Source organism: Shewanella sp. KX20019, from assembly GCF_016757755.1.
In the GTDB taxonomy this organism is placed as follows: Bacteria; Pseudomonadota; Gammaproteobacteria; order Enterobacterales; family Shewanellaceae; genus Shewanella.
Genome location: NZ_CP068437.1, coordinates 5,132,842 through 5,147,834, shown reverse-complemented (window position 1 = coordinate 5,147,834; position 14,993 = coordinate 5,132,842). Strand labels below are relative to the sequence as shown.

Genomic DNA, 14,993 nt, shown 5'->3' with positions numbered 1-14,993 from the left:
ATTCGAAACATAATTTTTGTGAGTAGGTTCAACATGGGCATAAGAGCACAACAGAAAGAGAAGACTCGACGCGCACTTGTCGATGCAGCGTTTAATCAGTTGAGTGCTGAACGTAGCTTTTCTAGCCTGAGTTTGCGCGAAGTCGCGCGCGAAGCCAATATTGCTCCGACCTCATTTTATCGTCACTTTAAAGATATGAATGAGCTTGGTTTAACCATGGTTGATGAGGGTGGACTTACTTTACGACAAATGATGCGTAAAGGCCGTCAACGAGCAGAGGCGGGTGGCAGTGTCATCCGTATTTCGGTTGAGACCTTTATGGAAGTGATGGAATCGAACCCAAACGTGTTTCGCATTCTTTTGCATGAGCGCTCTGGTACTTCAGCTCCATTTAGAGGCGCGGTGGCGAGAGAGATAGAGCACTTTATTTCTGAATTAGCGCACTACACCGAAGCAACAGCCAATAGAGCGCCTGACTTAGCGCATGCGCAAGCCGAAGCATTGGTTACCTTGGTTTTTAATGCTGGAGCTGCAGCACTAGATATGAAACGCACAGACCGCAAAGTGTTGGCTGACCGATTAGTGATTCAACTGCATATGATTGCTAAAGGTGCAGATGCGCTACAGAGTAAAAGAGAGCATAAGTAGCGAGCACAATAACAAAAACGGCATCCAATTGGGTGCCGTTTTTTGTTAGGGGTATTATCTCTTTTCTAGAAAAACACCAGACTCCATATGATCGGTATACGGGAACTGATCAAATAGGGCGAATCGAGTGATTTTGTGCGTTTTACTCAACTCTTTTAGATTCTCTAACAGTGTATTTGGATTACATGAGATATAAACGATACGCTCATAACCCTGTACTAATTTAACCGTATTGTCATCCAGTCCTGCGCGAGGTGGGTCAACGAAAATAGTATTACAGTTGTAACCATCAAGATCGATACCTGCTAGGCGTCGATAGCTACGCTTTTTCGCCATAGCGTCAGTAAAGTCTTCCGCAGACATTCGAATAATCTGCAAATTTTCAACATTGTTCATTTTGATATTGTATTGCGCCGACTCCACCGATGGTTTGGCGAGTTCAGTTGCTAGTACTCGATCAAAGTTTTGTGCCAGTGCGATAGAGAAGTTGCCGTTACCGCAATAAAGCTCTAGGAGATCACCGCTACTGTTCTTCGTTGCATCAATCGCCCATTCAAGCATCTTGACTGATACTTTGCCGTTAGGCTGGGTAAAGCTATTTTCAATTTGATGATACTGCAACTGCTCGCCAGCAACGGTAAGAGATTCGATGACAAAGTCTTTATCAAAAACTAGCTTTTGCTTACGAGCGCGACCAATTAAGTTAACGTTAAACTGACTACTTAGTGTGTGCTTTAAAATTTTAGCTTGCTCTTCCCACTCGCTATCGAGTTGTTTGTGATAAAGCAGTGATACTAAGATTTCGCCACTGAGAGTCGACAGGAAGTCAATTTGGAACAAGCGATGACGCAAGATAGTGTTAGGCTTTAATAGTTCAACCAAAACAGGCATCATTTTGTTGATAAGTTCACTGGCGGGTAGGAACTGATCGCAACGCACTTTACTATTAAGCTCTTTATCGAACATATAGTAGTAGAGGTCTTCACCTTCATGCCACATTCTAAACTCAGCACGCATACGATAATGGGCAGGCTCAGAACCAAACGATTCTAGTTCTGGAGTATCAAAATCGGCAAATAGCTGCTTTAGCTTGACGCGCTTGGCTTCGAGTTGCACATCATAGGTTGAAGGATTCATTGCTGCTAAATTCATATTTTGATCACCGTGAGCATTAAATTAGGGGCGGAATATTATACTAGATAGCAGGGATGTCCAGTTTCTCGCTTCCGATTTAGCCAAGCTTGTGGGAAAATTCTAACCAATATAGCCAATTCTGCCGAAACTGACCCTACTTGGCAGTGATATGAACGCATTTACATATATAGTGGAGAACGCATTTGTCTGGACCTATTCTTATTTTTGACTCTGGAATTGGTGGATTATCCATTCTGGATGAGATCAGAAAAGTGATACCTGATCATGACTGCTGCTACCTATTTGATAATGCGCGTCTGCCTTATGGCGAGTTAGAAGAGTCAGAACTTATCACTGGCTGTGTGTCGCTTATCTGCGAACAAGCAAAGCAGATTAACGCGGCTATAGTCGTCGTTGCATGTAACTCTGCTAGTACCCTAGTGCTTCCCATACTAAGGAAACAGTTATCTATTCCTATTGTTGGCGTGGTTCCGGCAATTAAACCAGCTGCAAAAATGTCAAAACAGCGACATATCGGATTGCTTGCTACGCCAGGTACGATTAAACGTCCTTATACTAAGGAGCTAATTGAAGCATTTGCTGAGGAGTGCAGAGTTGATCTATTCGGTTCGTCCGAACTGGTCATGTTGGCGGAAGCTAAATTAGCTGGAGCAAGGGTCGATATGGCAAAGCTTGCTTTACTACTCGGGCCTATCCGAGAGTCTGCACTCGACACCTTGGTGTTAGGCTGTACTCACTTTCCAATACTGGCGCCGGAAATTAGACAGGTGTTGGGTAATCACATTGCTTTGCTAGATTCGGGTAAAGCGGTAGCAGATCGGGTCGCGTATTTACTAGTAGATGTAAGGGCTAGTAAATCAAAGGGTAATAGGGATACGGATTACAGAGCGGTGTATACAGCGGACGATATTGCGCTGGGGCTGAGATCAAGGTTAGTTGAAGAGGGGTTCACTAAAGTCGAACCTCGCTCCTCAACACGCCTTAGCTAGGCTATGCCTGGCTTTCTGCTTTATCTGAATCTTGAGATTTAGCTTCACGAACTTTTAGTGTTCTTTCTTGAAAATCATATTCGTTTAACTTAGACATAGCTTTCTTAGCGCCAGCTTCTGACATCTCGATAAAACCGAAGCCTTTACGGCGACCTGTTTTACGATCTCGGACTAAGCGAACAGAGTTGACCGGACCATACTCACCAAATAAAGCTTTCACTTCACCTTCATGAACACGGTATGGCAGGTTACCTACATATAAAGTCATAGTAGGGCCAGTGTAAGGTTCGTTACTGGTAGCAGCAGACGTCCCTGATTTAGATTGAATAGAAAAGATAACGCTTGCGATGATAGCGCCAGTAAAGAAAGCAATGGCAGCGTTTAGATCTGGAGCGATCTGAAAAATAGCTAATGCACCAATAATGGCAACGGCTAAAACGATAAAGAATGACTTCTGCATATATATAGTCTCTGAAGTGTAAATGAATGAATCGATAACTTACTGTTAATAACTTGCTTATGGTAATGAATTATTAACCAATACACTAGTGTGTTGCTGAAAAAATGAACTTTATCTACATTCTTCTCCTTTATAGGCGCAATTATCATCATAAAAAGCACGATTTATACACATAAATGGACGTCTTGGTGAAAAGATCGGCAAGCGATCATTTTCTTTTAAAAAAGCCCTTGCGCTTGCTCAGGAATTCCCTATAATTCGCACCCACTGACACGGCACAGCAGGCCAACAGCTTAGGTTGTACGGGACTTGCAGCAGTGTTAGAGAGTTAAACTTCTTCGGAGATTTGATTCAGGTGACAAGCGCTTTAAGGGCTTCGGGTTATGACTTCTGATTAAGAAATCATCGCTTGAAAAACTTCTTAAAATAAGCTCTTGACGCCGACACTGGAGAGTGTAGAATACGCCTCCTCAAGCCAACGACCTAGCGTCTTCGGCGACATCTGAAAGATTGATGTCACGCTCTTTAACAATATGACAAGCAAATCTGTGTGGGCACTCACAGGTGTTGAGTTATTCGAAATTGCCTTCTGTTCTTCGGAATGTCGGCAATCAAAAATATTAACTCAATGAACCACTGAGTGACCATAGCAATATGTAAACTTCGAATATCTTCGGATATTTGAAAAACAGTATAATTCATTGAGCCGCTTTGCTCTTAACCGAGTAAAGCAAAAAACTTTAATTGAAGAGTTTGATCATGGCTCAGATTGAACGCTGGCGGCAGGCCTAACACATGCAAGTCGAGCGGAAACACAAGGGAGCTTGCTCCTGAGGTGTCGAGCGGCGGACGGGTGAGTAATACCTAGGTATCTGCCCAATCGAGGGGGATAACAGTTGGAAACGACTGCTAATACCGCATACGCCCTACGGGGGAAAGGAGGGGACCTTCGGGCCTTCCGCGATTGGATGAACCTAGGCGGGATTAGCTAGTTGGTGAGGTAATGGCTCACCAAGGCGACGATCCCTAGCTGGTCTGAGAGGATGATCAGCCACACTGGAACTGAGACACGGTCCAGACTCCTACGGGAGGCAGCAGTGGGGAATATTGCACAATGGGCGAAAGCCTGATGCAGCCATGCCGCGTGTATGAAGAAGGCCTTCGGGTTGTAAAGTACTTTCAGCGAGGAGGAAAGGTTGTTGGTTAATAACCAGTAGCTGTGACGTTACTCGCAGAAGAAGCACCGGCTAACTTCGTGCCAGCAGCCGCGGTAATACGAGGGGTGCAAGCGTTAATCGGAATTACTGGGCGTAAAGCGTACGCAGGCGGTTTGTTAAGCGAGATGTGAAAGCCCCGGGCTCAACCTGGGAACTGCATTTCGAACTGGCAAACTAGAGTCTTGTAGAGGGGGGTAGAATTTCAGGTGTAGCGGTGAAATGCGTAGAGATCTGAAGGAATACCGGTGGCGAAGGCGGCCCCCTGGACAAAGACTGACGCTCATGTACGAAAGCGTGGGGAGCAAACAGGATTAGATACCCTGGTAGTCCACGCCGTAAACGATGTCTACTCGGAATTTGGTGTCTTGAACACTGGGTTCTCAAGCTAACGCATTAAGTAGACCGCCTGGGGAGTACGGCCGCAAGGTTAAAACTCAAATGAATTGACGGGGGCCCGCACAAGCGGTGGAGCATGTGGTTTAATTCGATGCAACGCGAAGAACCTTACCTACTCTTGACATCCATAGAAGCCGAAAGAGATTTTGGTGTGCCTTCGGGAACTATGAGACAGGTGCTGCATGGCTGTCGTCAGCTCGTGTTGTGAAATGTTGGGTTAAGTCCCGCAACGAGCGCAACCCTTATCCTTATTTGCCAGCACGTAATGGTGGGAACTTTAGGGAGACTGCCGGTGATAAACCGGAGGAAGGTGGGGACGACGTCAAGTCATCATGGCCCTTACGAGTAGGGCTACACACGTGCTACAATGGCCGGTACAGAGGGTTGCAAAGCCGCGAGGTGGAGCTAATCTCACAAAGCCGGTCGTAGTCCGGATCGGAGTCTGCAACTCGACTCCGTGAAGTCGGAATCGCTAGTAATCGTAGATCAGAATGCTACGGTGAATACGTTCCCGGGCCTTGTACACACCGCCCGTCACACCATGGGAGTGGGCTGCACCAGAAGTAGATAGCTTAACCTTCGGGAGGGCGTTTACCACGGTGTGGTTCATGACTGGGGTGAAGTCGTAACAAGGTAGCCCTAGGGGAACCTGGGGCTGGATCACCTCCTTACCTATACGACTAACTCACATCTGAAGTATGCAAATACGTTTGAGTGTTCACACAGATATGCTTGTTATAAAGAAAGAGCAATATACGTTGGGTCTGTAGCTCAGCTGGTTAGAGCGCACCCCTGATAAGGGTGAGGTCGGTGGTTCAAGTCCACTCTGACCCACCAAAATCTTTTGTTTCTCCTAAATGAAGATTTTGTATTAACGTATTTTGTTTGACTGCATGTAAATGGGGCTATAGCTCAGCTGGGAGAGCGCCTGCCTTGCACGCAGGAGGTCTGCGGTTCGATCCCGCATAGCTCCACCATTTACTTTGCTAATTATCATTTGATGATTTAGTAGACTTACTTTTCTAGCTGATAAGTGAGGCATGCATTGGATAGAGATGCCAAAGATAAACGAAAACTTTATCTTTGGCTTTTTTAAGCCCGTTCTTTAAAAATTTGGAAAGCTGATAGTGTTAATCTGAAAGGGATAGCAGCTACGATTTATCGTATTGTTATTTATAGGATTAGCGCGAAATTAAAAATTGAGTTCTAAACACTTAAACATTAAGTGTCTTGGCTTGTGACTTAACGGTTACGAGTTAAAAATTCTAATTTTGGCGAAAGTAGAAACCATTAGTTACGATACGACTGTTTTAAGCTTACCCGCTTGAAGCAACGATTATTTCTCATAGAGACTTATTTGGGTTGTATGGTTAAGTGACTAAGCGTATATGGTGGATGCCTTGGCAGTCAGAGGCGATGAAGGACGTAGTAACTTGCGAAAAGCGTTGGCGAGCTAGTAACAAGCATTTGAGCTAACGATGTCCGAATGGGGAAACCCACTCACATAAGTGAGTATCACAACATGAATACATAGTGTTGTGAGGCAAACCCGGGGAACTGAAACATCTAAGTACCCGGAGGAAAAGAAATCAACCGAGATTCCCCTAGTAGCGGCGAGCGAACGGGGATTAGCCCTTAAGCGTAGAGGGTGTTAGTGGAATGTGTTGGAAAGCACAGCGGCACAGGGTGATAGCCCCGTACATGAAAACTAACTTTACGTGAAAACGAGTAGGACGGGACACGTGACATCTTGTCTGAACATGGGGGGACCATCCTCCAAGGCTAAATACTCCTGACTGACCGATAGTGAACCAGTACCGTGAGGGAAAGGCGAAAAGAACCCCTGTGAGGGGAGTGAAATAGAACCTGAAACCGTATACGTACAAGCAGTGGGAGCGGTTCTTGAGACCGTGACTGCGTACCTTTTGTATAATGGGTCAGCGACTTACATTTTGTAGCGAGGTTAAGCGAATAGCGGAGCCGTAGGGAAACCGAGTGTTAACTGCGCGTTTAGTTGCAAGGTGTAGACCCGAAACCCGGTGATCTAGCCATGGGCAGGTTGAAGGTTGAGTAACATCAACTGGAGGACCGAACCGACTTATGTTGAAAAATGAGCGGATGACTTGTGGCTGGGGGTGAAAGGCCAATCAAACCGGGAGATATCTGGTTCTCCTCGAAAGCTATTTAGGTAGCGCCTCGTACGAATACCATTGGGGGTAGAGCACTGTTAAGGCTAGGGGGTCATCCCGACTTACCAACCCTTTGCAAACTCCGAATACCAATGAGTACTATACGGGAGACACACGGCGGGTGCTAACGTCCGTCGTGAAAAGGGAAACAACCCAGACCATCAGCTAAGGTCCCAAAGTTATTGCTAAGTGGGAAACGATGTGGGAAGGCTTAGACAGCTAGGATGTTGGCTTAGAAGCAGCCATCATTTAAAGAAAGCGTAATAGCTCACTAGTCGAGTCGGCCTGCGCGGAAGATTTAACGGGGCTAAGCAATACACCGAAGCTATGGGTTTGCTAGTTTACTAGCAAGCGGTAGAGGAGCGTTCTGTAAGCGGTTGAAGGTGAAGGGGTAACCCACACTGGACGTATCAGAAGTGCGAATGCTGACATGAGTAACGATAAAGGGAGTGAAAAACTCCCTCGCCGAAAGACCAAGGGTTCCTGTCCAATGTTAATCAGGGCAGGGTGAGTCGACCCCTAAGGCGAGGCCGAAAGGCGTAGTCGATGGGAAACAGGTTAATATTCCTGTACTTCTGCTAACTGCGATGGAGAGACGGAGAAGGCTAGGCTAGCGCGGCGTTGGTTGTCCGCGTTTAAGGCTGTAGGCAGTATTCTTAGGCAAATCCGGGAATACGCATTAAATTGCAATGCTGAGAGTTGATGACGAGGTCCTAAGGGACTGAAGTAGTTGATGCCATGCTTCCAGGAAAATCTTCTAAGCTTCAGGTTAGTAGGAATCGTACCCCAAACCGACACAGGTGGTTGGGTAGAGAATACCAAGGCGCTTGAGAGAACTCGGCTGAAGGAACTAGGCAAAATGGTACCGTAACTTCGGGAGAAGGTACGCTGCCGACGGTGATGGGACTTGCTCCCTAAGCTGTTGGCAGTCGCAGATACCAGGTGGCTGCAACTGTTTATCAAAAACACAGTACTGTGCAAACTCGCAAGAGGAAGTATACGGTATGACGCCTGCCCGGTGCCGGAAGGTTAATTGATTGGGTTATCTTCGGAGAAGCTCATGATCGAAGCCCCGGTAAACGGCGGCCGTAACTATAACGGTCCTAAGGTAGCGAAATTCCTTGTCGGGTAAGTTCCGACCTGCACGAATGGCGTAATGATGGCCACGCTGTCTCCAGCCGAGACTCAGTGAAGTTGAAATTGCGGTGAAGATGCCGTATACCCGCGGCTAGACGGAAAGACCCCGTGCACCTTTACTATAGCTTGGCACTGAACATTGAACCTACATGTGTAGGATAGGTGGGAGACTTTGAAGCTTTGTCGCTAGATGAAGTGGAGTCAACCTTGAAATACCACCCTTGTAGTTTTGATGTTCTAACCGCGGCCCCTGAATCGGGGTTCGGGACAGTGCCTGGTGGGTAGTTTGACTGGGGCGGTCTCCTCCCAAAGAGTAACGGAGGAGCACGAAGGTTGGCTAAGTACGGTCGGACATCGTACGGTTAGTGCAATGGCATAAGCCAGCTTAACTGCGAGACATACACGTCGAGCAGGTACGAAAGTAGGTCATAGTGATCCGGTGGTTCTGTATGGAAGGGCCATCGCTCAACGGATAAAAGGTACGCCGGGGATAACAGGCTGATACCGCCCAAGAGTTCATATCGACGGCGGTGTTTGGCACCTCGATGTCGGCTCATCACATCCTGGGGCTGAAGTCGGTCCCAAGGGTATGGCTGTTCGCCATTTAAAGTGGTACGCGAGCTGGGTTCAGAACGTCGTGAGACAGTTCGGTCCCTATCTGCCGTGGGCGTTGGATGATTGAAGGAAGCTGCTCCTAGTACGAGAGGACCGGAGTGGACGAACCGCTGGTGTTCGGGTTGTTATGCCAATAGCATTGCCCGGTAGCTACGTTCGGAATCGATAACCGCTGAAAGCATCTAAGCGGGAAGCGAGTCCTAAGATGAGTCATCCCTAGGAATTTAATTCCTCTAAAGAGCCGTTCGAGACTAGGACGTTGATAGGCAGGGTGTGTAAGCGTTGTGAGGCGTTGAGCTAACCTGTACTAATGACTCGTGAGGCTTAACCATACAACCCTGATGGGTTTTGTATGAGACTGATGTTTCGACAGAAACCAGAATTAGAAGCACTTAATGTGTGTGTAAGACTCAATAATTTAATATTACTTGCGGTAGCGAGTAACAGCTTTCTAAACTTTTTACCTTTAGCTTTTTAAAAGCTGAAAGTAATAACCAAATTTGTCTGGAAACCATAGAGCTGTGGTCCCACCTGATCCCATTCCGAACTCAGAAGTGAAACACAGTATCGCCGATGGTAGTGTGGGGTTTCCCCATGTGAGAGTAGGTCATTTCCAGGCGCCTAATTTGATTTCCACTTTCTAGAAAGTGAAGTCAAAGTCTACTGATAGTGACATATCAGAGACTATAAAGAATTTAGTGAAATGCTTCGGCAATTTGCTAAAGGAGTGGTAGTTCAGTTGGTTAGAATACCGGCCTGTCACGCCGGGGGTCGCGGGTTCGAGTCCCGTCCACTCCGCCAACACAAAGACGAAAGCCTCTGCAGAAATGTAGGGGTTTTTTTCGTTTGGATAAGATAAAGCTAAAGGAGCCGTAGTTCAGTTGGTTAGCTTCTTTATTAAACGGAAAGCGGCCTGTCTCGCGTGCCGAAGGCACACGGGTTCGAGTCCCGTCCACTCCGCCAACACAAAGACGAAAGCCTCTACAGCAATGTAGGGGCTTTTTTCGTTTGGATAAGATAAAGCTAAAGGAGCCGTAGTTCAGTTGGTTAGCTTCTTTATTAAGCGGAAAGTGGCCTGTCTCGCGTGCCGAAGGCACACGGGTTCGAGTCCCGTCTACTCCGCCAACACAAAGACGAAAGCCTCTACGGCAGTGTAGGGGATTTTTTGTGGCGAATTTTAAAAGTGCCTGAGCATTTTATTCGGGTTTTTAGCAAGGTGGTTTTAATTATGTAGAGGACAACATTATAAACCTAGGGTCTAGGGTATTTTTACTGCCATATCTAACTGAAGTTGATTGAATCGACGAAAATAGACAGAGAAAATACTATTTTTATCCTATTTATCAGTTTCCAATCGGTGTTTGTAGTGCTTTTAATGTACAAATCAACGTCTAATTATTTATCTATTTGAGATGTAGCTCTGATCTGCGATGTGACTTATTTGATTTAAATCAAGCTAACCCATTGTTAGTTTTGTCAATATACGATCCTAACAATAAAGGAAGGTATCGCAATGCGCCAGCAGTCCGAATCTAATATTGAACAACCGATGACCAAAGATTGCATTTTGTTATCGACTACAGACCTAAAAGGCAATATAAAATATGCTAATGAAGTCTTTGCTAGCATGTCAGAGTGTGAGGCAAGTGAGCTACGAGGCAAGCCGCATAATATTGTTCGACATCCAGATATGCCAGCGGCGGTTTTTCAATCGCTTTGGCAACGTGTTAATGCCGGTAAGACTTGGATGGGGCTGGTAAAAAACCGGACCATAACAGGTAAATATTACTGGACTAATGCGTACATTTCGCCAGTATTTGAAAAAGGGCAGTTGCACGAATTCCAATCTATCAGACGAAAACCGACTACTGAACAAATTGCGTCAGCAGAAAAGATATACACAAAACTGAATCAAAGTCCTAATGTTGCAGAACTTGAAATGCCATTAGTCGGGTTTGTGGCTAGGTTGAGTATATGGTGCGCTTTGACTGCAATAACCTGTGCGTTCGCGACCATAATATTACCAACTGTGGTTGTCGCTGTTCTGGGGACTTTGATTGGTGGTTTTGGTATTTACGCTTTGACTAAGCCGTTGCGAAACCTTGTGGATAAATCCACTGAAATAATGGATGACCCGATCGCACGCAGCATTTTTTGTGGACGCCAAGATGAAATCGGTAAACTGGATCTGGCACTTAATTACTTGATCACCGAAACCGGTGGGGTTGTTGGCAGGATGGCTGATTCTGCATCGTCGATAAGCACCGAAAGTGAGTCGTTGATGCAAACAATTGTTGAAACACACGATCGTGCTGATAGCCAGAGTCTTCAGACTAATCAGGTTGCAGCGGCCATGGAGGAGATGAGTGCAAGTTTTGCAGAGGTAAATGACAATACTCAACAGGCTGCACAAGAGATTAACACCAGCCTTGAATCTGCAGAGTTAGGCCATGACCATCTATTAAAAGTCGTGACTTCAATTGGTGAACTTCGCAAGGAAGTCGTGCATTTTTCTACTGTTGTCGATTCTATAGAGCAAGATAGCCATGCTATAGCCTCCGTTTTAAGTGAAATTAAGGGGATCGCAGAGCAAACTAACTTATTGGCGTTAAATGCAGCGATTGAAGCCGCACGAGCTGGTGAGTCCGGTCGCGGATTTGCCGTTGTGGCTGATGAGGTTCGACAGCTCTCTATACGCACCAGTGAATCAACAGCGCAAATTAGTAGCATCGTTACCAAGTTCCAAAAGAGTACTCAAATCGCTGCAAATGCGATGGATGCCGGACAAAGGAAAGCGGATCTTTCCGTGGCGTTAGCTGGGGATGCAGATAGCGCGTTTGACAAATTACGTGACTCTATAGGGCGGATCCATGAGATGTCAGAGTTAAATGCTGCAGCAATGAGTCAACAAACTTCGGTAGCTGCTGATATTAGTCAATCGATTGTGACTATCAATGACCTGTCTAATGTTAACTTGCAACGCACCGAAGAGGCACAGATAAAATGCGATCAAATGAATCGATTAGCGAATAAGACAAGCTTTTTGTCTCGACAGTTTTGGGAGAAAACGATAAATCGTAATAACTAATGGCAATGCGTCAGTCCTATCTCTCATTGGAAGAATTTAACTTGAGAGGTAGGGGCTTCTGAGTGCTACCCGTTTACGTTACAATGCTCCTTTCCTCCGATAAAAAGACTGCCTCCGTGACTCATTCCGTCTCCCTAAAATCGCATAATTCCTTTGGCCTTGAACATACTTGCCGAGAGCTTATTGTTGTTAAAACTACTGAGCAGTTAATCTCCTGCTGCTTAGCACTTTACCAAGCGAAAGAGCCTATGCTGGTCCTTGGTGGCGGTAGCAATGTCATTTTTTGTGATGATTTCGAGGGCACTGTGGTGCTGGTCAACACGAGAGGAGTTGAAGTGACTACCATTGAAGGTTATTACCTTCTATCGGTCGCAGCCGGTGAAGATTGGCATGAATTGATTTGCTTTTGCTTAGAACAAGGTATCGCAGGATTCGAAAACCTTGCGCTTATACCGGGTAAGGTAGGCGCCGCACCGATTCAAAATATTGGTGCTTACGGTGTTGAGCTAAATGATCTATGTGAGTGGGTTGAGTACATAGACCTCTCTAATGGTGAGTGTATCCGACTCAATGCACAAGATTGTGAGTTTGCTTATCGAGATTCAATATTTAAGCAACAATTACTAGGTAAAGCTGTGATCACTCAAGTGGGATTTAAGGTTGCTAAAGCATGGCAGCCTAAATTGGATTACGGGCCTCTTAAAGCACTGAAAAATACCGATGTGACACCGAAAGAAGTCTTCGACTGTATATGCCAAACACGAATGGCGAAGTTACCGGACCCTAAAAAGGTGGGGAATGCTGGTAGTTTCTTTAAAAATCCGGTGATTACTAACGAACAATTTAGTGTTCTAGTTGATAAGTTCCCAGGTATTGTAGGATATCCACAAGGGATGGTTCATACAAAAATCGCTGCCGGTTGGTTAATCGAGGCTGCAGGCTTAAAAGGGTATCAAATTGGCGGTGCGGCTGTTCACCAAAATCAAGCTCTGGTATTAATAAACAGAGATGATGCGACTAGTGATGATATCTTAGCGTTGGCGAAGCATATTGTTAATTGCGTTGAAGCGCTATTTGGTGTGAAGTTAGAAGTTGAACCTAGAATAATCGCCGCGACTGGAGAAAGGAGTTTATAGTATGGCAGAGCAATGGAATCGTAAACGCAGCATCTTAGCGGAACTTTCTAATGGGTGTTTTGTGTCGGGTGAAGCGTTGGCTGTAAAACTTGGAGTGTCGAGAACGGCGGTCGCTAACCATATCAGTGGATTGGAAGAGTATGGCGTTGATATTTTTAGTGTAAAGGGAAAGGGTTACAAGTTAAGCAGTCCACTCTCTTTAGTTGATGAAAGCACGCTAAAAAACGCGATAAAGCAGCGATGTTTCTATTTTGATGAGATCACAAGTACCAATGGTTTCATCCTAAAGCATGCCGATGAACTCGATTCTGGTGATATTTGTGTTGCCGAATATCAGTCCGCAGGCCGAGGTAGAAGAGGGCGTGTTTGGGTGTCTCCATATGGTTGTCATCTTTACTTTTCCATGTATTGGCAGTTCCCACAGGGTATGGCTCAGGCGATGGGGCTCAGTTTGGTGGTTGCATGCTCAATAGTGTCAGTGCTTAAGCAATTAAATGTTGCCAACATAGGAGTTAAGTGGCCAAACGATATCTACTTGGCTGGTAAGAAGTTAGCTGGAGTGCTGATCGAGATGAGTGGCCAGACCGATAGTGAGTGTAATCTTGTTATCGGAATTGGTTTGAACATGGCGATGAGCGAACAGCAAGGAAAATCGATTGATCAACCCTGGAGTGATCTGAGCTCACTTGAAAGTATGCCAAATAAAACCGCTTTGTTAGCCCTATTACAGAAGCAACTGCAGCAAGACTTATGCAAATTTCAACACGAGGGGTTAGTGCCATTTCAAGCTCGCTGGGGAGAGGCTGATCTCTTTAACGGTCAAGAGATTAGGTTAATCATAGGCGCGGATGAGGTTCATGGTATTTGTAGAGGCATTGATCGTCAGGGTGCCGTAGTGCTGGAGACAGCAGCGGGATTAAAAAGCTATATTGGCGGTGAAATCAGTCTGCGAAAGCTTAATTAACCCGCTTTACTTTCTCAATAGGACTTGATCCATTAGGTGATCTTGTCCTTTTTGCAAAATAAGATGGGCTCTTTCGCGCGTAGGTTGGATATTCAGGGTTAGGTTGGGGCCGTTAATACTGTCCCATATTTTCGATGCAATGGCAGTCGCTTCGGCATCACTTAGTTGAGAGTAATGGTGAAAGTAAGAGCTTTCTTCATTAAATGCACCAGTTCTAAATTGTAAAAACCGTTCGATATACCATTTCTTTAGTAATTCCTCTTCTGCATCAACATAGATACTAAAGTCGACAAAGTCAGATACAAAGGGGCGTCTAGTGTCTACCGCAGAGTCTTGCCCGGTCTGCAATACATTTAAACCTTCGATGATGAGGATATCGGGTTGGCGGACCCATTGGAATTGATTGGGTATTCTGTCGTAAGTGATATGAGAGTATATCGGTGCGCTTACAGCCGCTTCCCCTGCTTTAACTGCGGAGATAAACTCAACTAAGCCCTTCATATCATAACTCTCAGGAAACCCCTTACGCTGCATTAAGCCACGGCGTTTAAGTTCCGCCAACGGATGTAAGAAACCATCAGTCGTCATCAAATCCACTTTTGGGTGCTCGGGCCAATGGCTTAGCAGGGCCTGCAAAATACGAGCTGTTGTGCTTTTCCCTACGGCAACACTGCCAGCAATGCTGATAATGTAAGGCCTTTTTGGTGGAACACGACCTAGAAACTCATTAAGTGCCAAGCCGCGTTGCTGTTTAGCACCAACATTGAGGTTTAGCAATCTGCTCAGAGGGAGATAAATGTCAGTGACTTCTGACAGTGATATTTTCTCGTTGATACCGCGTAAGTCAGCTAAATCATTTTCACTGAGCGTTAAAGGCACCGACTCTCTCAATTCAGCCCACTGCTGGCGCTCAAAAGGTAGATAAAGTGCTTTATGAATTTGATTGTTTTGCATCATTGCGAAGTTCTCCATTAAGGGGGCACATTACACTATGAATTT

Annotated in this window: 8 protein-coding genes, 3 tRNA genes and 3 rRNA genes; 11 read left to right on the top strand and 3 right to left on the bottom strand. The window is 45.6% G+C overall.

Translation table 11 applies throughout. From position 1 onward, the window contains the following. Nucleotides 1-33 precede the first annotated feature (33 nt). Nucleotides 34-648 (top strand): HTH-type transcriptional repressor FabR, encoded by a 615-nt coding sequence (gene fabR / locus JK628_RS22325; RefSeq protein WP_202287053.1) that lies wholly within the window; start codon nucleotides 34-36, stop codon nucleotides 646-648. Between the two features lie 54 nt (nucleotides 649-702). Here the strand turns inward: fabR and trmA are convergent, their stop codons facing one another. Next, the gene (gene trmA / locus JK628_RS22320; RefSeq protein WP_202287052.1) at nucleotides 703-1,800 is read right to left on the bottom strand and encodes a tRNA (uridine(54)-C5)-methyltransferase TrmA; all 1,098 of its coding nucleotides are present in this window, start codon (nucleotides 1,798-1,800) and stop codon (nucleotides 703-705) included. 185 nt (nucleotides 1,801-1,985) lie between these two features. Here trmA and murI point away from each other — a divergent pair, with 185 nt between their 5' ends. Then, on the top strand, nucleotides 1,986-2,792 hold the full coding sequence (gene murI, locus JK628_RS22315; RefSeq protein WP_202287051.1) for a glutamate racemase: 807 nt from the start codon (nucleotides 1,986-1,988) through the stop codon (nucleotides 2,790-2,792). 1 nt (nucleotide 2,793) lies between these two features. Here murI and JK628_RS22310 read toward each other — a convergent pair whose 3' ends face one another. After that, nucleotides 2,794-3,252 carry an RNA recognition motif domain-containing protein gene (locus JK628_RS22310; RefSeq protein ID WP_202287050.1) on the bottom strand — a complete coding sequence of 153 codons (459 nt, stop codon included), beginning with the start codon at nucleotides 3,250-3,252 and terminating at the stop codon, nucleotides 2,794-2,796. Nucleotides 3,253-3,993: 741 nt separating this feature from the next. Here JK628_RS22310 and JK628_RS22305 point away from each other — a divergent pair. From JK628_RS22305 to birA, 9 genes are all read left to right on the top strand, one after another. After that, nucleotides 3,994-5,536 (top strand): 16S ribosomal RNA (locus JK628_RS22305). 89 nt (nucleotides 5,537-5,625) lie between these two features. Beyond that, nucleotides 5,626-5,702 (top strand) — tRNA-Ile (locus JK628_RS22300). Nucleotides 5,703-5,766: 64 nt separating this feature from the next. After that, nucleotides 5,767-5,842: transfer RNA gene (locus tag JK628_RS22295), tRNA-Ala, on the top strand. Between the two features lie 391 nt (nucleotides 5,843-6,233). After that, nucleotides 6,234-9,138 (top strand): 23S ribosomal RNA (locus tag JK628_RS22290). Between the two features lie 171 nt (nucleotides 9,139-9,309). Beyond that, nucleotides 9,310-9,425, top strand: a 5S ribosomal RNA gene (rrf, locus tag JK628_RS22285). Together the 16S, 23S and 5S rRNA genes with 3 tRNA genes alongside form the textbook arrangement of a ribosomal RNA operon. A 105-nt stretch (nucleotides 9,426-9,530) precedes the next feature. Beyond that, nucleotides 9,531-9,607 (top strand) — tRNA-Asp (locus JK628_RS22280). Between the two features lie 712 nt (nucleotides 9,608-10,319). Then, nucleotides 10,320-11,894, top strand: coding sequence for a methyl-accepting chemotaxis protein (locus JK628_RS22275; protein ID WP_202287049.1), 1,575 nt, complete (start codon nucleotides 10,320-10,322; stop codon nucleotides 11,892-11,894). A gap of 83 nt (nucleotides 11,895-11,977) precedes the next feature. Next, nucleotides 11,978-13,030: a UDP-N-acetylmuramate dehydrogenase gene (murB, locus tag JK628_RS22270; protein ID WP_202289929.1), complete on the top strand. Its 1,053-nt coding sequence runs from the start codon at nucleotides 11,978-11,980 to the stop codon at nucleotides 13,028-13,030. Between the two features lies 1 nt (nucleotide 13,031). Then, a complete protein-coding gene (gene birA, locus JK628_RS22265; RefSeq protein ID WP_202287048.1) occupies nucleotides 13,032-13,994 on the top strand; it encodes a bifunctional biotin--[acetyl-CoA-carboxylase] ligase/biotin operon repressor BirA in 963 nt (320 codons plus the stop codon). Between the two features lie 6 nt (nucleotides 13,995-14,000). Here the strand turns inward: birA and coaA are convergent, their stop codons facing one another. Beyond that, entirely contained in the window at nucleotides 14,001-14,951 is a 951-nt protein-coding gene (gene coaA / locus JK628_RS22260; RefSeq protein ID WP_202287047.1) for a type I pantothenate kinase, read from the bottom strand. Nucleotides 14,952-14,993: the final 42 nt, after the last annotated feature.